Annotated in this window: 18 protein-coding genes; 17 read left to right on the top strand and 1 reads right to left on the bottom strand. The window is 45.0% G+C overall.

The window, feature by feature from the left end:
- Nucleotides 1–5 precede the first annotated feature (5 nt).
- The 9 genes from flgL (at nucleotide 6) to fliS (CYL18_RS06495) (ending at nucleotide 7488) form a co-directional block, all read left to right on the top strand.
- Nucleotides 6–884 carry a flagellar hook-associated protein FlgL gene (gene flgL, locus CYL18_RS06455; RefSeq protein WP_104848659.1) on the top strand — a complete coding sequence of 293 codons (879 nt, stop codon included), beginning with the start codon at nucleotides 6–8 and terminating at the stop codon, nucleotides 882–884.
- Between the two features lie 84 nt (nucleotides 885–968).
- Entirely contained in the window at nucleotides 969–1409 is a 441-nt protein-coding gene (fliW, locus tag CYL18_RS06460; protein ID WP_104848660.1) for a flagellar assembly protein FliW, read from the top strand.
- Between the two features lie 3 nt (nucleotides 1410–1412).
- Nucleotides 1413–1643 (top strand): carbon storage regulator CsrA, encoded by a 231-nt coding sequence (gene csrA, locus CYL18_RS06465; RefSeq protein WP_104848661.1) that lies wholly within the window; start codon nucleotides 1413–1415, stop codon nucleotides 1641–1643.
- Nucleotides 1644–1776: 133 nt separating this feature from the next.
- Nucleotides 1777–2922 (top strand): flagellin N-terminal helical domain-containing protein, encoded by a 1146-nt coding sequence (locus CYL18_RS06470; protein ID WP_104848662.1) that lies wholly within the window; start codon nucleotides 1777–1779, stop codon nucleotides 2920–2922.
- 353 nt (nucleotides 2923–3275) lie between these two features.
- Nucleotides 3276–3443: a carbon storage regulator gene (locus CYL18_RS06475; RefSeq protein WP_104848663.1), complete on the top strand. Its 168-nt coding sequence runs from the start codon at nucleotides 3276–3278 to the stop codon at nucleotides 3441–3443.
- A gap of 189 nt (nucleotides 3444–3632) precedes the next feature.
- Complete coding sequence (hag, locus tag CYL18_RS06480) at nucleotides 3633–4493, top strand: flagellin Hag (protein WP_104848664.1); 861 nt, start codon at nucleotides 3633–3635, stop codon at nucleotides 4491–4493.
- 272 nt (nucleotides 4494–4765) lie between these two features.
- Nucleotides 4766–5122 carry a flagellar protein FlaG gene (locus CYL18_RS06485; protein WP_104848665.1) on the top strand — a complete coding sequence of 119 codons (357 nt, stop codon included), beginning with the start codon at nucleotides 4766–4768 and terminating at the stop codon, nucleotides 5120–5122.
- Between the two features lie 14 nt (nucleotides 5123–5136).
- Nucleotides 5137–7065: a flagellar filament capping protein FliD gene (gene fliD / locus CYL18_RS06490; RefSeq protein ID WP_104848666.1), complete on the top strand. Its 1929-nt coding sequence runs from the start codon at nucleotides 5137–5139 to the stop codon at nucleotides 7063–7065.
- 21 nt (nucleotides 7066–7086) lie between these two features.
- Nucleotides 7087–7488 (top strand): flagellar export chaperone FliS, encoded by a 402-nt coding sequence (gene fliS / locus CYL18_RS06495; RefSeq protein WP_104848667.1) that lies wholly within the window; start codon nucleotides 7087–7089, stop codon nucleotides 7486–7488.
- A 56-nt stretch (nucleotides 7489–7544) separates the two neighbouring features.
- Here the strand turns inward: fliS (CYL18_RS06495) and CYL18_RS06500 are convergent, their stop codons facing one another.
- Nucleotides 7545–7730 carry a hypothetical protein gene (locus CYL18_RS06500; RefSeq protein ID WP_146102822.1) on the bottom strand — a complete coding sequence of 62 codons (186 nt, stop codon included), beginning with the start codon at nucleotides 7728–7730 and terminating at the stop codon, nucleotides 7545–7547.
- Nucleotides 7731–7980: 250 nt separating this feature from the next.
- Here CYL18_RS06500 and CYL18_RS06505 point away from each other — a divergent pair, with 250 nt between their 5' ends.
- From CYL18_RS06505 to secA, 8 genes are all read left to right on the top strand, one after another.
- The gene (locus CYL18_RS06505; protein ID WP_104848669.1) at nucleotides 7981–10161 is read left to right on the top strand and encodes a hypothetical protein; all 2181 of its coding nucleotides are present in this window, start codon (nucleotides 7981–7983) and stop codon (nucleotides 10159–10161) included.
- Nucleotides 10158–10454: an EscU/YscU/HrcU family type III secretion system export apparatus switch protein gene (locus CYL18_RS06510; protein WP_104848670.1), complete on the top strand. Its 297-nt coding sequence runs from the start codon at nucleotides 10158–10160 to the stop codon at nucleotides 10452–10454. The genes CYL18_RS06505 and CYL18_RS06510 overlap by 4 nt, the downstream gene beginning before the upstream one ends.
- Nucleotides 10455–10491: 37 nt before the next feature.
- Nucleotides 10492–10917 carry a flagellar export chaperone FliS gene (gene fliS, locus CYL18_RS06515; RefSeq protein ID WP_104848671.1) on the top strand — a complete coding sequence of 142 codons (426 nt, stop codon included), beginning with the start codon at nucleotides 10492–10494 and terminating at the stop codon, nucleotides 10915–10917.
- A gap of 27 nt (nucleotides 10918–10944) precedes the next feature.
- Entirely contained in the window at nucleotides 10945–11754 is an 810-nt protein-coding gene (locus tag CYL18_RS06520) for a flagellin N-terminal helical domain-containing protein (protein ID WP_104848672.1), read from the top strand.
- Between the two features lie 20 nt (nucleotides 11755–11774).
- Entirely contained in the window at nucleotides 11775–12212 is a 438-nt protein-coding gene (locus CYL18_RS06525; RefSeq protein ID WP_104848673.1) for a YaaR family protein, read from the top strand.
- Nucleotides 12213–12276: 64 nt separating this feature from the next.
- On the top strand, nucleotides 12277–12627 hold the full coding sequence (locus CYL18_RS06530) for a hypothetical protein (RefSeq protein WP_104848674.1): 351 nt from the start codon (nucleotides 12277–12279) through the stop codon (nucleotides 12625–12627).
- Between the two features lie 182 nt (nucleotides 12628–12809).
- Nucleotides 12810–13358 (top strand): ribosome hibernation-promoting factor, HPF/YfiA family, encoded by a 549-nt coding sequence (gene hpf / locus CYL18_RS06535; protein WP_104848675.1) that lies wholly within the window; start codon nucleotides 12810–12812, stop codon nucleotides 13356–13358.
- 362 nt (nucleotides 13359–13720) lie between these two features.
- Nucleotides 13721–16228 (top strand): preprotein translocase subunit SecA, encoded by a 2508-nt coding sequence (gene secA, locus CYL18_RS06540; RefSeq protein WP_104848676.1) that lies wholly within the window; start codon nucleotides 13721–13723, stop codon nucleotides 16226–16228.
- Nucleotides 16229–16382 lie beyond the last annotated feature (154 nt).

The following is a 16382-nucleotide window of genomic DNA, read 5'->3' on the forward strand; positions in this document are numbered from 1 at the left end:
AGAAGATGAGAGTTACACAAAGCATGATTGCGTCCCATTCCTTGCGCAATATTAGCCAAAGCTATGGGAGGATCTCGGCAAGCTTAGAGCAAATGTCGAGCGGCAAGAAAATCTCCAAGCCATCTGATGACCCAGTCATCGCTCAAAGAGGGATGTATTACCGTGCTAACCTAAATGAAATCACGCAGTATAACCGAAATCTCTCGGAAGCATTTTTATGGATGGATAACTCTGAAGCAGCGATGGAGCAGGCGAACAGCAATCTGCAGCGCATCCGTGAATTAGTCGTTCAGGCATCGAGTGATACGAACACGGTAGAAGACCGGCTGGCGATTGCGAAGGAGATTGACCAGCTTAAGGCAGATTTGGTTGAAGTCGCAAATACAAAAGTATCCGAACGGTACATGTTTAATGGGACGAATGTGACGGAGCCCCCAGTCGCCATCGACGATGCGGGCAATGTAACGGTCACCGCGGCGGATACGGCTTATCTTGTCGAGGTATCCCGTGGCTCGCAGCTGAAGGTGAATGCTAATTTGAATGCCCTGCTAGGACAAGGATTATTTGACACAATCAGTGAGATTTCTGCGGAACTAACAGGGAATGACACGGATCTTGATGCCTTGCTCGCTGATTTAGACGGACATATGTCCGCATTCTCCGCTGAGAGGTCGGATCTTGGGGCACGCTACAACCGTTTAGAGCTATTGGAATCACGGATTCAGTACCAAGAAGATCTATCTGCCAAAGCGTTGAGCGATAATGAGGACATTGACTTGGAGAAAATCATTACAGACTATTCCAATCAGAAGGCTGTCCATGAGGCTGCCCTAACTGTCGGGTCGAATCTGATTCAGCGCTCACTCGTTGACTTCCTTAGATAATGAAAAGCTTGGCCAAAAAAGGCCAAGCTTTATTTTGGCTAATCATGTACGATTGACATAGAGAATGATGAGAGGGGAAGACGTATGAAACTAGCGACAAAATACCATGGGGAACAGGAAATAGCAGAAAGCGATATTGTATGGTTTGAAGATGGGCTTCCTGGCTTTGGCGAAGAAAAGAAATGGGTGATTCTGCCGCTGACCGAGGATGAGACCTTCTATGTTCTTCAATCCGCTTTAACGCCTAAACTGGCTCTTATCCTGACAAACCCATTTTTGACCCGCCCAGACTATGAATTCAAGCTCGAGGACGAGGCTGTGCACGCAATTGGGGCAACGAAGGAGAATATTATCGTCTACTCGGTCGTTTCCGTAAAAGAACCATTTAAGGAATCCACGCTTAATCTACAGGCACCAATCGTGATGGATGTGAAAAGCCGCCGTGCGAAGCAAGTCATCCTCAGTGATGCAGATTATGAGATCCGTACCCCACTATTCCCAAAAGTCGAAAGCAAGGGGGAATGAAGCATGCTGATCTTATCCCGCAAAAAGGATGAATCGATTCTCATTGGCTCAGATATTGAAGTCACCGTCATTGCTGTGCAGGGAGACCAAGTTAAGCTCGGCATCAAAGCGCCGAAGAAGGTGGATGTGTACCGGAAAGAGCTATTTGAAGAAATTCAAAACGAAAATGTCGAAGCATCTGAAATCACTCTCAATCTATCTGAACTTCTGAAAAACACAAAATATAGGTCTTAGGAACTATTCATTCGACTAAATCCTCCCCGATAAAACAATTGTATAAGGAAAGAAAATACGGCCGTTTTTCTCTTCTTGTACTAATAAGGCCCACAAGGACGTGAGCCATAAAAATCAGGGAGGATTTTTACTTATGATTATCAACCACAATATCGCTTCACTTAACACAAATCGCCACTTGTCAGCAGCAAACGTAGCACAAGGCAAATCCATGGAGAAACTATCTTCTGGTCTTCGGATTAACCGTGCTGGAGATGACGCGGCAGGTCTTGCAATCTCCGAAAAAATGCGTGGACAAATCCGCGGGTTGAATCAAGCAAGCCGAAATGCTCAGGATGGAATCTCTTTGATTCAGACTGCTGAGGGTGCTTTGAATGAAACTCATTCTATCCTTCAACGTATGCGTGAATTGGCAGTTCAATCTTCCAATGATACGAATACAGATACAGACCGTGCAGAACTTCAAAAAGAGGTTGATCTATTAGCACAAGAAATCACTCGTATTTCTACAGATACAGAATTCAATACAATTAAATTGAATGATGGTACAGCTAAAGATGTTACCTTCCAGATTGGGGCGAATAGCAGCCAAAATATTAAAGTAAGTATTGATGATATGGGGTCAAAAGCATTGGGAGTAGTTGGAGTTACTCCAGGTACAACTGAGGTAGTAGATGGACTTTCTTTATCTAACTTAACATTAGACGAATATAGTATTTCCTATGCAGCTGCATCAAGTGCTGAAATTACTGAAACAACTGTAGCTGTAGATAAAGATGCAAAAACAATTACAATTACATTAGCGCAGTTAGCTAATAATGATGTTACAGCAAAAAAAGAAGATGTACTAAAAGCATTAAATGAAACAGGAGTGGTGTCGGCTACTGCAGCTGCTGGAACGGACTTAACAACATTAGCTGATCGTGGAACTACAGGAGGTACCCCATTAGCTGCCGGTACACCTGATGATACAAAAGGTATTAACATCACTTCCCAGGAAAGTGCAGATAGCGCAATCACAACAATAAATGCTGCGATTGAATCTGTCTCAGCCCAACGTTCAAACCTAGGCGCAATCCAAAACCGCCTAGAGTACACAATCAACAACCTAAACACGTCTTCCGAAAACCTAACAGCCGCTGAATCCCGTATCCGAGACGCAGACATGGCAAAAGAAATCAGCAATCAAACGAAACAATCCATCCTTGCCCAAGCTTCTCAAGCGATGCTTGCTCAAGCGAACCAACAGCCGCAAAACGTACTTTCCTTGCTGCGTTAAAATCAGGATTAGAAATGCCGTGCCATCTTGGCGCGGCACTTTTATTTTTCAAGGGATGGGAGTTAATAGTTTAGTAGCCATCAGCGAATAAATACTATACAATGGAATTTGTAAAAAATGTAAAAGTGAGTATAAAGTTATCATTGCGTGAGCCGATAATAGCTATGTAAGACATATAAACCTCATAATGTGTACTCAGGACGAGTAAATAATGCTTATTAAAGCGCCGCAGGAAGCGGGCTGGATAACATTATTTGCTCTTTTTTTATGTGTGAAGCCTAGGAGAGTGGGTAATGTTTTATAGGGGGTTCTTACAAATTGACCACTTTTCTCAAGGAGGAGGGACCACATACATGCTAGTACTTGGCCGCAGACCAGGTGAATATGTCAAAATTGGTGATGATATCACCGTTAAAGTTGTCAAAAGTGAAGATGGACACCTTCGTTTAGCAATCGATGCCCCAAAGCATATCAAAATCACGCGCGGGGAGTTATTTGAGGCTGACCAAGGGTCGAAATAAATTTTTGCTCATGGACGGGCGGGCTGATGCAGCCGAGGCAATGATGTCTCACTTGCAAGGCTCGCCCGTCTTTTCTATGTGTTATTACTGAAAGTCTCCCATCCTAGGTCAGGGTTTGCTTTCATTAATATAAATAAATGACTGGCGGAAAAGGAAGTCCGCCGTGAGATTCCAAGGAGGAAAAAAGAAATGATTATTAACCACAATATTGCTTCACTGAACACGCAGAATGCTTTATCGAAGGCGAATAATGCGCAAGGGAAAAGCATGGAGAAGCTATCAACAGGGCTTCGGATTAATAAAGCCGGAGATGATGCAGCTGGACTATCAATCTCTGAGAAAATGCGCGCACAAGTACGTGGGTTAGATCAAGCGAGCCGTAATGCACAGGATGGAATTTCTTTGATTCAAACTGCAGAGGGTGGATTAAATGAAACTCATGCCATTCTTCAAAGACAAAGGGAGCTATTTGTTCAGGCTGGGAATCAAGGCACATTACAGGCTGAGGATTTAGAGGCAATTCAAGCTGAACTAGATGAATTGAATAATGAGGTAGATGGCATCGCTTCACGTACTGAATTCAATGGTAAGAAACTATTGGATGGTTCATTTACTGGAAATCTTCAGATTGGTGCAAATGCGACACAAAAGTTGGAGGTATCTATCAGTTCAGGTACTACAAATAAAGGGTTTAACTCTACTGATTTAGGTGTTAAGGCTCTAACGGTAAAAGCAACTACACCAAATGATGGGGGCACGGCTTCTCCAGCATCCTTTGATACGAATATTGCAGCCATTGATACAGCAATAAAGACTGTCTCCAAAGCTAGGTCAGCCTTAGGAGCCAACCAAAACCGCCTAGAATACACCATCAACAATCTAAGTACAGCATCCGAAAACCTGACAGCCGCTGAATCCCGCATCCGCGACGTCGACATGGCGAAGGAAATCAGCGAGCAAACGAAACAATCCATCCTGGCACAAGCATCCCAAGCCATGCTCGCCCAAGCCAACCAACAGCCGCAAAGCGTACTGCAATTACTGCGTTAACCATATGTTCGAGAAGGCCTGCAAATGCAGGTCTTTTTTTATCGCCTGAATGGTAACGCTCATCTGCTTAAGCGAATGCATTCATGATCTGTATATCCTTATTATTTTCAGCGATATGTGGGATGGCTCGATGCTTGCCCACAGAAAGCCTGACCAGTGTAGCTTAGGACAAATAACCCATCTTTACCTCTTTTCCTCTCCCTGTCTTAAAACTCCTCTTCCCTATCCGATATATGAAGTAATAATCAACAAATAGAGCGAGGTGCAAGGATATGGTCAATGGCATTTCTGACGGCAGAGTTAGCGCGGTAATCGAGCGTTCAGCTAGTCTGGCAAAGGCTCCCCGTGCTGCTGTGCTAGAAAGGCTTCCATCTCAAGAGCAGACACCGATTACGGATGAACAAATAAAGCAGAAATTGATTGAAACGACTGAGGCAATGAATAACTTCCTTGGACCGCTTCAAACCTCTCTGAAGTTTGAGATGCATGAAGGTCTTCAAGAATTCTATATCTCGATCGTGGATGATTCGACGGGCAATGTGCTAAAAGAGATTCCTTCGAAAAAGCTGCTCGACATGTACGCATCCATGGCAGAAAACATGGCTTTATTTGTAGATAAGAGAATTTAAGGATGTGAGATGAAATGGCAATCCGTGTATCTGGATTAGCGAGCGGGATGGATATTGACTCCATCGTCAAGCAATTGATGGATGCGGAACGACTTCCATTGAATAAGTTAAAACAGAAGAAACAGATCCTTGAATGGAAGCGGGATGACTACCGCACCATGAACACGCTTTTAACTGATTTTCGTTCAAAGGTGCTTAATATGAAGCTCACCTCAAGCTATGGTACGAAGCAGACGAGCAGCTCAAATGAAGCGTATGTGACGGCAACGGCAACGTCCGCGGCAAGCACGGCGAGCTATCAGCTCTCCAATGTGACGAAGCTTGCGACATCCGCCACATTAACGACGGTGAATAAGCTATCCGCAAACGCAGATAGCAAAATCAGCACAAGCAGCTCGCTCCTATCCGTGAACGACCAATTCGCTAGCTCTATTAACTGGGCAGAGGGCAGCGTCGAGACAGCGAAATTCACGGCCGGCCAGAAAGTGGAGCTGTCCTTGGCAGAAGGTACAGCTCTGCTTGAATTGACTATAAGCGTGAAGGTTGCAGGAAAGGCATTAAAAGCTGATGAGTATGCCATTACGGATGGCGTAATCACTTTCAAAAATGAGCCGGCAGCAAACGCGGCGATTGAAGTGAATTATGTGACTGACAAGAAAATCGAGAGTATCGCGATTGAAAAAGGAGCGAAGAGCTTCAACCTATCAAAACAAGCAATTGCCGAAAATTCACTGATCATCAATGGTGCGGCCGTAACCGTTGATGAGAATAATGCCTTTACGGCAGGCTCTATCTCTGGAAGGATTGACTTTACGACTGGAAAAGTAACCTTAGATGCTGCAGCAGCCGATGCGATCGAAATGAAAGTTGCCTATAAGCAAAAATATACGGCGATGGACGTGGCGACCACTACTTCTAATGGAGCGGTAAATGAAACCTTCCTCTTTACGGCTGACCAGACAATGAGTCAGGTCATCAGCAAGATTAACGGCTCCAAGCTTGGGGTCACCATGTTCTATGATGCCAACTCTGACGGTCTATCCGTAACAAGGACGGAGACGGGGAGCTTTGGAGCGACTGACATCCAGTTCGGCCAGTCGGATTTGGCGAAGGCCTTGCAGCTTGATACAGCGAGCTATCAAGCTGGTACAGATGCGGAATTCACGCTTAATGGAATCACGACTACCCGCACGAGCAATACCTTTACGATTGACGGTGTTAGTTTTAATCTGAAACAGACCTTCTCAGGCACGGTCAATATTGGCGTCACGAGTGATACGGCGGCAGTCTATGACAATATTAAGAGCTTTGTCGATTCTTATAATACGTTGATTAGCGAGATTACGAAGAAAACAGGCGAGGAGCGCAATCGTGATTATCAGCCTCTCTCTGATGAGGAGCGCGAAGGATTGAGTGAAACACAGGCCGAGAAATGGGACAATATCGCCAAAGCAGGCTGGATCCGAAATGACGCGACACTGCGAGGTGTATTAGCCTCCATGCGGCAAAGCATGTCTAATCCGATTGGCACAGCTACTGGTGCGTTCAAGACACTCAGCAGCATTGGAATCACCACGACATCGAATTATTTAGATGGAGGGAAGCTTGAAATCAATGAGGCGAAATTGAAGCAGGCGCTTGAGGATGACCCGGAAAGTGTGCAGGCGCTATTCGCTTCAGCTGATGGGATTGCCGCTAAGCTTCAAGCCAATATCACGGATGCGACTGATAAGCTGAAGGCGAAGGCAGGCAGTGCCTTCAGTACGAGCGCGACGTTCGCGATCGGAAGGGATCTAAATGATGTTGAATCCCGGATTGCGAAGTTTGAGGATAGGCTCCTTACGGTAGAGGATCGCTACTATGCCCAATTTACGGCGATGGAGAAAGCAATTCAAAATGCCAATAGCCAATCAGGCTATCTATCATCCTATTTCTCCAGCTAAAGAGAGGAAGTGCACAAATAAATGGCTTTACATAACCCTTATCAGGCATACCAGTCAAATGCCGTCACAACGGCTTCGCCTGGAGAATTGACACTCATGCTTTACAATGGCTGTCTCAGGTTCATTAAGGCAGCAAGAATGGCGATGGAGAATAAGGAGATTGAGAAGAAGAACGAGAATCTCATTAAAGCGCAAAATATTATCTCTGAGCTGAGAGTGACTCTGAATATGGAGTTGGAAGTCTCAAAGAATATGATGGCGATGTATGATTACATCCTGCGCCGTCTCATTGAAGCGAATATGAAGAATGACACGGCCATCCTTGATGAGGCGGAGGAACTGGTAACCGGCTTTCGTGATACATGGAAGCAGGCAATCCAATTGAACCGCCAGAAGCAATTTGGGTCAGGAGATAGGGCGTAATCATAGAGAAAGAAGAACTGGCTGCGAGTAATCAATCAGCCAGTTCTTTTATATCCCTACTCATCTAACTCATTCATCTTAAATACCATAACATTGATAAAAGCACCTAATAGAATCTGGATGGACCCAATGGTTAATAACGGAATGAGCTGCAGGCGTCCAATCGTATAAGAGAAGAGATTAATGAGCATGCCTGCTGTGAGCAGGATATTAAACCACTTTATATATTTGATCAAAATCAATGTAAGTTCCCCTTTTGATAGATAAGTATGAAATTCCAATATATCCCTATTATGCTCATTCATAATCTCAGATTCAACCATATATCCTCATGAAAAGTCCCCTTTATTTGCTGGATTTGTAGAGAAATAGTTAATAAGTAGGTGTTGTTTTTGGTGATTAGGTCTATGGAATCATTTCCGTCTCGTTTCTTACGTTTTCTCCGCATTGACCGATAAAGTAAGTAACGGTAACGATCGGGGTGTATATAGGATGCAGATTCAAACAGTGGATACGAGTCAGACTATCAAATCAGGGATAAAACCAGCAGCGATTGGTCAAATCCATACAGTCTCTATAAAGGAGCGGATATCAGCGACAGAAGCGCTTGTCTCCATGGCCGGGAAAGATATGAGGATGACTTTTGAGAACGGGATTCCGAGCGAAAACCGTATCCAAATTGAAATTACAGGCGTTCAGACGGATTTGATTAAAGCCAAGCAAGTGCCAAGAAATGCTGAACCACTGCCGACTGGAGCAGCCGCTGAGCTCGATGCCCTTATGAAATCTGCAGGTGTTGACGCTTCTTCCATGAAAGAGCTGGCACAAATGCTCTCGCGTAACGGGTATTCGATTACCAATGAACTGCTCAAGGGGCTGCGGGATTTCCTGAAAACGGAAGCGGGCACCAATGAGCAGAAGCTGCTGACGATTGAGGCGGCAGCTCGGCGCGGGCTGGAGATGAGTACCTCGCATTTAAAGGCTATCCATGCGTCCTTGCATGGTGAATCGATTAGCAGGGTGGTTGACGATTTAGCGAGTGAGCTGCCACAGGTGTCCAATGTGCTGTCAAGCAATCGCTCGGAAAAGACGGCCATTGTGCGATTGATGGCTGCCATTGAATCAAGTGAGAACATGGCAGACATCAGAAAGCATGTAATGGAGTTTTTGAAGGAAGCACAGCCTAGCCTGTTTGATAAAAGGGCCATCTTAAAGGCTCTCTCTGAGGGGAAAGAAGCTATCCTGCAAACGCTCCGATTAGCAGGGCAAAATGGGAGCGGGCAGGAGGTCCTAACAGAAGAGGGGAAGTGGTTCAAGGACTTGCTGAAAATGATTCAAAAGCAGCCTTCTATTGAACAGGTGCTCATGCAGGCAAAGCAATTTGGCGCAATGAGCGGCATGCAAGGCTTACAAGGATCCTCAGATTTTATGGAGGCTGTTGCGAAGGCAGAGCAATTGATCACAAAGGGACGAGAGCTCTTGGCGAGGAAGGAATTAACCGACGCTATCAAGCAATTGGAAGAAAGCAATCCGCAAATAAAGCAGCCGCCGAGCGGCTTGGTCTTATCAGCTATAGAAGCGAATGATATTGAGCAGGCTGTTCAATCGCTGAAGCTTGATTCGAAATCAATCCTCGTCACGCAGATTAGCGAAAGGCTTGCTCAGCTCGCCATTGATTTCAAGCAGGCCAAACGGGCTATCGTGAGGAATCTTGACCAATCCTTACAGCTTCTATCGATGCGACAACCCCAAGCCAAGCAGGTTCTGGAAGCGACCATAAAGCAGCTCGATACAGCGATCTTAAAAGGCGAGTATATGCTTTATGCCGATATGGCGACGGAGAAGAAGCTTCTATTAGCGAGTGGTCGCCTTCAGGAGGCGAGAGCGCTGCTAGCGGGTGGAAACCTTGCTGGAGCAAGCGACATTGTGCGAGAGATGAAGGCTTTGACAGAGGGGATCATGTTCAAGCCGTCTGAAGTGAGGCTTAAGCATTTCACTGCTGGGATGGACGATGCTCAGACGCCGCTTTATAAACCGGAACAATCAGGGCGCCAACTATTTGAGCTCATCCGAAAGCTTGGAATGATGAATGAGGCAGACACCGCAAGAGCGCTGATGGACGGCAAACAGCAGGGACCGCAAGCTAACCTGAAATCCTCCTTGCTGCAAGCCTTGAATGAAGGGACATTAAGCCCGAAGCTTGCCCATCAGGCGGAGCAAATCGTGCAGACCATTACCGGACAGCAATTGCTCGCTAAGCCGGATTCCTCCGGCATGCAGCAGCTCGCTTTCCAGCTTCCGCTCATACTTCAAAAGCAGGTAGAGAATGTGAAGGTATTTGTGAACGGGCAAGGAGGATCAGAATCCATTGATTGGGAGAATTGCCGCCTCTATTTTGTGATGGAAACGAAAAGGCTAGGAGAGATTGGCATCTCGCTCACCGCCCATAATCGTAATCTGCTCATCACTTTTAATAGTGATAAGAAGGACCTTCCGCATAGATTAGAGCCACTGACGGAATCAATCTTTGGGAGGCTGGAGGAGATTGGCTATACGGTTGGCTCGCTTCAGGTTAAGCCGTTTAAGAGAGAAACGGAAGAGACAGAGGCAGGAGAAGTGAACCAACAGCTTATCAATCCATTTGCGGGGAAAGGATACGACCGGACGATATGATGTATGTCAATCAAGTAAATCGCAGAAAAATCAATGGACCTAGTGCGGGAGTCATCCGCTATGATGAAAATCAGGATAAAGCTCCCCAGCTCATTGCCCAAGGAACAGGCAGCGTCGCACAAAAAATTATTCAATTGGCTCATCAGAATGACATCCCGCTGCAGGAGGATGAAACATTGGTCAGCCATCTTCTCGACCTTGACCTGGGAGATTCCATACCGCCCCAGCTCTACGCTGTCATTGCGGAAATTCTGCTTTTACTCGAGGAGCTCGATAAACAATACGGGGGCTGAACCGATATAAGGAATAGCCTATGAGTGGAGGTTCAAGATGGAAGTTATCACGGAAGAGTATATTATCCAGAAATCATCTCAGGAGCTAACTGCTCTCTTATATGAAGGATTGATCAGTCGTTTTGAAGAGGCACTCATTCAAATCGGCCAAAAGGATATGGTCGGTGCGAACAAGAGCCTGCAAAGGGCGAATGACATTCTCTGTCGCCTTGGTGCAGGGCTTCGTTATGAAGCAGGACCGATTGCAGAGAACTTGGATAGTCTCTATAACTATATGGCAGCAGTCACGATTCAAGCCAATTTACGCAAGGATACGGAACAAATCAAGCATCTAAAAGAGCTGACAGAAACGATTGCGACCACATGGAAAGCGGCGCTTGATAAGAAGGAGCAAGGCGCTGCGCAATCAGTTATGCAAAAGGTTTTTGCTTATGAAAGTCACGTTATGAGAACGAAAATATAAGGATATAGGATTGGAGTGTAAAAACGAATGAAAATCAACCATAATATTGCAGCTCTTAATACATACCGCCAGCTTTCAACGAACCAAGCGAATTCAGCCAAAAATCTTGAAAAATTATCATCTGGCATGCGCATTAATAAGGCGGCTGATGATGCAGCCGGCCTTTCCATTTCAGAGAAGATGCGCTCTCAAATCCGCGGTCTTGATGTAGCAGAGAGAAATGCCTTAGACGGGATATCATTGATTCAAACAGCGGAGGGTGCTCTTACATCTGTGACAGAAATCGTTCAGCGTATGAGAGAATTGGCTGTTCAGAGTTCAACGGGAACGAACACGAAAGAGGACCGGGATGCGATTCAGGCGGAGATTACTCAATTGAAGGAAGAAATTGACCGTATTAGTGAAACGACAGAATTCAATAAACAAAATTTAATGGGAGCTGACAATGAGTTCTCATTAATGGTTGGAGCAAATGCCGGACAAACGATTCAAATCTCAATCAGTAAAATGGACTCCGATTCCTTAGGACTAGAGAATTTGGATTTAGCAACAGAAGCAGGGGCAAGCGCTGCTATTAAAACTCTTGATGAAGCCTTGAAAACCGTAACAGCACAGCGCTCGGATATAGGGGCGATGCAAAACCGTCTAGAATACACAGTGAGTAACCTCACCAGCATGCATGTGAATCTTACGGCGGCTGAATCCCGTATCCGTGATGCGGACATGGCACTTGAGATGACGGAATACACGAAGAATAATATCTTGAATCAGTCTGCCCAGGCTATGCTTACTCAAGCGAACCAGCTTCCTCAGGGTATACTGCAATTATTGCAATAAGGTCAATTTGAGGTGGTTTTGTGGACGTACAGCGAATAGGAATGGCGGCCTTACTTAAGGCAGACAGGAGAGAAGAGGCTCGGAAGGACTCGATATCCTTCAAGGAGGTTATCGGGACGCGCCGGGAAGATATCACCTTTGAGCGGCTAACGAAAAGAATGCAGGAACTTGAGGCACAGGGCAAGGTGCTCGCCGATACGCAATCCATTGAACATTTACGCAAGTATAAGAAGCTCGTCAAAGATTTCATGGATGATGCCATCAAGAATGGCCTTCAGCTTGAGGAACGCCGCGGCTTCAGTCAGCGCGGGTCTGCTAAAGTGTATAAGCTGGTGAAAGAGGTTGACCAAAAGCTCGTGGAATTGACGAATGCAGTCTTAGATAAAGAGGAAAGAGGCATCAGCCTGCTCGGGATGATCGGTGAAATACAAGGAATGCTTATCAATATTTATACATAAATAGAATCAAGGCCCTGGCAAATGTCATGGCCTTTTTTTAACCAATAGGAGGGCTATTTGGCTCATGAAAGCATTGGAAGACTATTATCAAGTGACAAAAGAAACGATAGAGATGCTAGAGGGAGAAGAATGGGAGAAGAATCGGGAAGAGGCCATCCAGATGCTCGATCGCTTTATTCTTAAGAGAGAGAAGCTTCAGCTTGAGATTAAGCCGCCCTTTACGGATGAGGACGAGACTTTGGGAGAGCGCTGTATAGCGTTGAATTTAAGGCTGTCTGAACTGATGGGGATAAAGAAGAAGGAGATTGCTGCAGACATTAAGCGGGTCAAGCAGCAAAAACGGCATAACCAGAAATATGCGAATCCCTATGATGCTGTCATGACCGATGGGTTTTATTATGATAAAAGGAAATGATTACAACTATTAAATATAAAGAGAGCTAGTGCTTTTTCTGCTGTATATAGGGTATACTATTAATATAATCTCAATAGCCTGAATATTTTACAAAAGACAGAAATTTGTCGATATTTACAGGCCATTCTTTGAGATTAATAGATTATAATAGTGATATAGAAGTAGAAAAGGAGGACTCACTTATGAATTACAACATTCGTGGTGAAAACATTGAGGTAACTCCAGCAATCAGAGAATACGTAGAGAAAAAAGTTGGAAAATTGGAACGATTCTTCTCTGATACTCCAGATGCCAATGTACATGTTAATTTGAAAGTCTACACTGATAAAAACGCTAAAGTAGAGATTACTATTCCGCTTCCAAACCTAGTATTGCGAGCAGAAGAAACCAACACAGATATGTATGCATGCATCGACATCATTAACGATAAATTAGAAAGACAAATTCGCAAATACAAAACAAAAATCAATCGCCGTTCTCGCGAAACAGGGAAAGAGGTATTCATCACCCCTGAAGGCGATTTTGAACCAGAGGTACAGGAAGAAGATAAGCTCGAAGTAGTTCGTGTCAAACGCTTCGACCTTAAACCAATGGACAGTGAAGAAGCAATCCTCCAAATGGATATGCTTGGCCATAACTTCTTCATCTACACAGATGCAGAAACAGATGGCACACACATCGTTTACAAACGTAAAGATGGTAAATACGGCTTGATTGAAGCGATGAATTAAGTTTAGACCTAAGAGTAAGACGGAGAACCTAATTGGTTTTCCGTCTCTTTTTATTTTCGGAAAAATGCTTCCTGCAGGTCAAAAATGAAAGGTAGCCCATTCTTATAAATAGGCTGCTCCTGATTAAGCAGTTTGTATCCTGGCAAAACTGATTCTACGTGCTGAGTGAAACTTTTCCCTCTACTAATTCGTATATAAGGGATATGTCATACCCAGAATTATACATTGTGAAACCCCTGCATCTGTTGTTTTGTCCAGTCGTAAGTGTTACTATTAATAAGAAATTTAAAAAAAGTATAATTCATCATTGACTAACATTCTAGGGCATTGAAACCCTTCTAAATAAGAGGAGAGACTGCTTAATGGGGATCTTGAATAAATTGTTTGACCCTAATAAATCTGAACTGAAAAGGCTGACGAAAACCGCTGCAAAAGTGGAAGCCTTGGCATCCATGGCAGAAGGCCTTTCGGATGAACAACTGACAGCAAAAACAGACGAATTCCGCGAACGCTATGCGAATGGAGAATCACTTGACGATATGCTGCCGGAAGCTTTTGCGGTCGTACGTGAGGCTTCACGCCGTGTGCTTGGCATGTATCCTTTCAATGTGCAGTTAATGGGTGGTATCGCCTTGCATGAAGGGAATATTTCTGAGATGAAAACTGGTGAAGGTAAAACATTAACCTCCACCATGCCGGTTTATTTGAATGCCATCACAGGAAAAGGCGTACACGTTATCACGGTCAACGAATACCTTGCCAGCCGTGATGCCAATGAAATGGGCCAATTATTTAACTTCCTTGGGCTATCTGTCGGCTTGAATCTTGCTGGAATGTCCCGTGAGGAAAAGCAAGAAGCCTATAATGCGGATATCACCTATGGAACGAATAATGAATTTGGTTTTGATTACTTGCGTGACAATATGGTGCTCTACAAAGAGCAAATGGTGCAGCGACCGCTTCACTATGCTGTCATCGATGAGGTTGACTCCATCTTGATTGATGAAGCACGTACACCGCTCATCATTTCAGGTTCAGCGAAGAAATCGACACAATTATATATGCAAGCCAATGCATTCGTCCGTACCTTATCAAAAGAACAGGATTATACGTACGATGAGAAGACGAAAAGCGTTCAATTAACAGAAGAGGGAATGAGCAAGGCAGAGCGTGCCTTTGGCATTGATAACTTATTTGATATCAGCCATGTTGCCTTAAACCATCATATCGGACAGGCCTTGAAGGCGCATGCATCCATGCATCTGGATGTGGATTATGTCGTTCAAGACGGTGAGATTGTCATCGTTGACCAATTCACGGGCCGTCTTATGAAAGGCCGACGTTACAGCGATGGTCTCCATCAAGCGATTGAGGCAAAGGAAGGCCTAGAGATTCAAAACGAGAGCATGACGCTTGCGACCATCACCTTCCAGAACTACTTCCGTATGTACCAAAAGCTTGCTGGTATGACAGGTACAGCGAAAACGGAAGAAGAGGAGTTCCGTAATATTTACAATATGAACGTTATCGCGATTCCAACCAATCGGGACATCGTTCGTGACGACCGTTCTGACTTGATTTTTGCGACGATGGAAGGCAAGTTCAACGCGGTTGTTGAGGATATCGCTGAACGCCATGCGAAGGGACAGCCAGTACTCGTTGGTACGGTAGCAATCGAGACAAGTGAATACGTCTCCCAGCTCTTAAAGAAAAAAGGCGTGCCGCATAATGTTTTGAATGCGAAGCAGCATGAGCGTGAAGGGAATATCATCCTTGATGCCGGACAGCCAGGTGCAGTTACTATCGCCACTAATATGGCCGGCCGTGGGACCGATATCAAGCTAGGTGAAGGAGTGGCTGAGCTTGGCGGGTTAGCCGTCATCGGTACGGAGCGCCATGAATCACGCCGTATCGATAACCAGCTTCGCGGTCGTTCCGGCCGTCAAGGGGACCCTGGTGTCACTCAGTTCTACCTCTCTTTAGAGGATGAATTGATGCGCCGCTTCGGCTCTGACAATATTAAGAGCATGATGTCCCGTCTTGGTATGGGCGATAACGAGCCAATTCAGAGCAAGATGGTATCAAAAGCTGTTGAATCTGCTCAAAAACGCGTTGAGGGCAATAACTATGATGCCCGTAAACAATTGCTTGAATATGATGATGTTCTTCGTCAGCAGAGGGAGATTATCTACAAACAACGCTTCGATGTTCTTGACAGCGAAAACCTTCGCGGAATCGTTGAAGCCATGATTCGTTCTTCCCTAGAGCGGAATGTATATGCATTCGGTCCAGATGGAGAGAGTGAGGAGTGGAACATCCAAGGTCTGCTTGATTTTGTCTATGCAAACCTCCTTCCAGAGAATTCATTGGATGAGTCTGCGTTGAAGGAGCTTGATGGGGAAGAAATCATTAACCTTCTGTTTGATAAGATCATCGAGCAATACAATCAGAAGGAAGCCCAGCTTTCACCGGAACAAATGCGTGAATTCGAGAAGGTTATCGTTCTTCGCGCAGTTGACAGCAAATGGATGGATCATATCGATTCGATGGACCAATTGAGACAAGGTATCCATTTGCGTGCCTATGCTCAAATCAACCCGCTGAATGAATACCAGCAGGAAGGTTATAGAATGTTTGAGGCAATGGTTGCTGCGATTGAAGATGATGTAGCCAAATACATCATGAAAGCCGAAATCCGCAATAATCTTGAACGTGAGGAAGTTGTTAAAGGACAAGCCGTCAACCCGAAGGCTGAAGATGGTGAAGTGAAGAGAAAGCCGAAACGCAATGAAGACAAGGCTGTGGGCCGTAATGCCCCTTGCCCATGCGGATCTGGCAAGAAATATAAGAATTGTCACGGAAGAGCTTAATCCGTTATAGGGACACCCATGTCGAAAGTGTGGGTGTCTCTTTTTTATTCTCTGCATTCTGGGGTCATGGGTGGCTCAGTGAACTAATTCAGGCTTACAGGTATCTTTCAACGGCGTTAGAGCGTATAATAGGGATACCTATGGGGAAATGGAG

The sequence above is a fragment of the Pradoshia eiseniae genome (genome assembly GCF_002946355.1).
Lineage (GTDB): Bacteria > Bacillota > Bacilli > Bacillales > Pradoshiaceae > Pradoshia > Pradoshia eiseniae.

Coding starts and splice junctions, on each gene's coding strand:
- CYL18_RS06520 (WP_104848672.1), top strand. CDS start 10,945: ATGAAAATCAACCATAATATTGCAGCTCTTAATACATACCGCCAGCTT.
- CYL18_RS06470 (WP_104848662.1), top strand. CDS start 1,777: ATGATTATCAACCACAATATCGCTTCACTTAACACAAATCGCCACTTG.
- CYL18_RS06485 (WP_104848665.1), top strand. CDS start 4,766: ATGGTCAATGGCATTTCTGACGGCAGAGTTAGCGCGGTAATCGAGCGT.
- CYL18_RS06530 (WP_104848674.1), top strand. CDS start 12,277: ATGAAAGCATTGGAAGACTATTATCAAGTGACAAAAGAAACGATAGAG.
- secA (WP_104848676.1), top strand. CDS start 13,721: ATGGGGATCTTGAATAAATTGTTTGACCCTAATAAATCTGAACTGAAA.
- hag (WP_104848664.1), top strand. CDS start 3,633: ATGATTATTAACCACAATATTGCTTCACTGAACACGCAGAATGCTTTA.
- fliD (WP_104848666.1), top strand. CDS start 5,137: ATGGCAATCCGTGTATCTGGATTAGCGAGCGGGATGGATATTGACTCC.
- CYL18_RS06510 (WP_104848670.1), top strand. CDS start 10,158: ATGATGTATGTCAATCAAGTAAATCGCAGAAAAATCAATGGACCTAGT.
- fliW (WP_104848660.1), top strand. CDS start 969: ATGAAACTAGCGACAAAATACCATGGGGAACAGGAAATAGCAGAAAGC.
- CYL18_RS06505 (WP_104848669.1), top strand. CDS start 7,981: ATGCAGATTCAAACAGTGGATACGAGTCAGACTATCAAATCAGGGATA.
- flgL (WP_104848659.1), top strand. CDS start 6: ATGAGAGTTACACAAAGCATGATTGCGTCCCATTCCTTGCGCAATATT.
- fliS (WP_104848671.1), top strand. CDS start 10,492: ATGGAAGTTATCACGGAAGAGTATATTATCCAGAAATCATCTCAGGAG.
- CYL18_RS06475 (WP_104848663.1), top strand. CDS start 3,276: ATGCTAGTACTTGGCCGCAGACCAGGTGAATATGTCAAAATTGGTGAT.
- hpf (WP_104848675.1), top strand. CDS start 12,810: ATGAATTACAACATTCGTGGTGAAAACATTGAGGTAACTCCAGCAATC.
- csrA (WP_104848661.1), top strand. CDS start 1,413: ATGCTGATCTTATCCCGCAAAAAGGATGAATCGATTCTCATTGGCTCA.
- fliS (WP_104848667.1), top strand. CDS start 7,087: ATGGCTTTACATAACCCTTATCAGGCATACCAGTCAAATGCCGTCACA.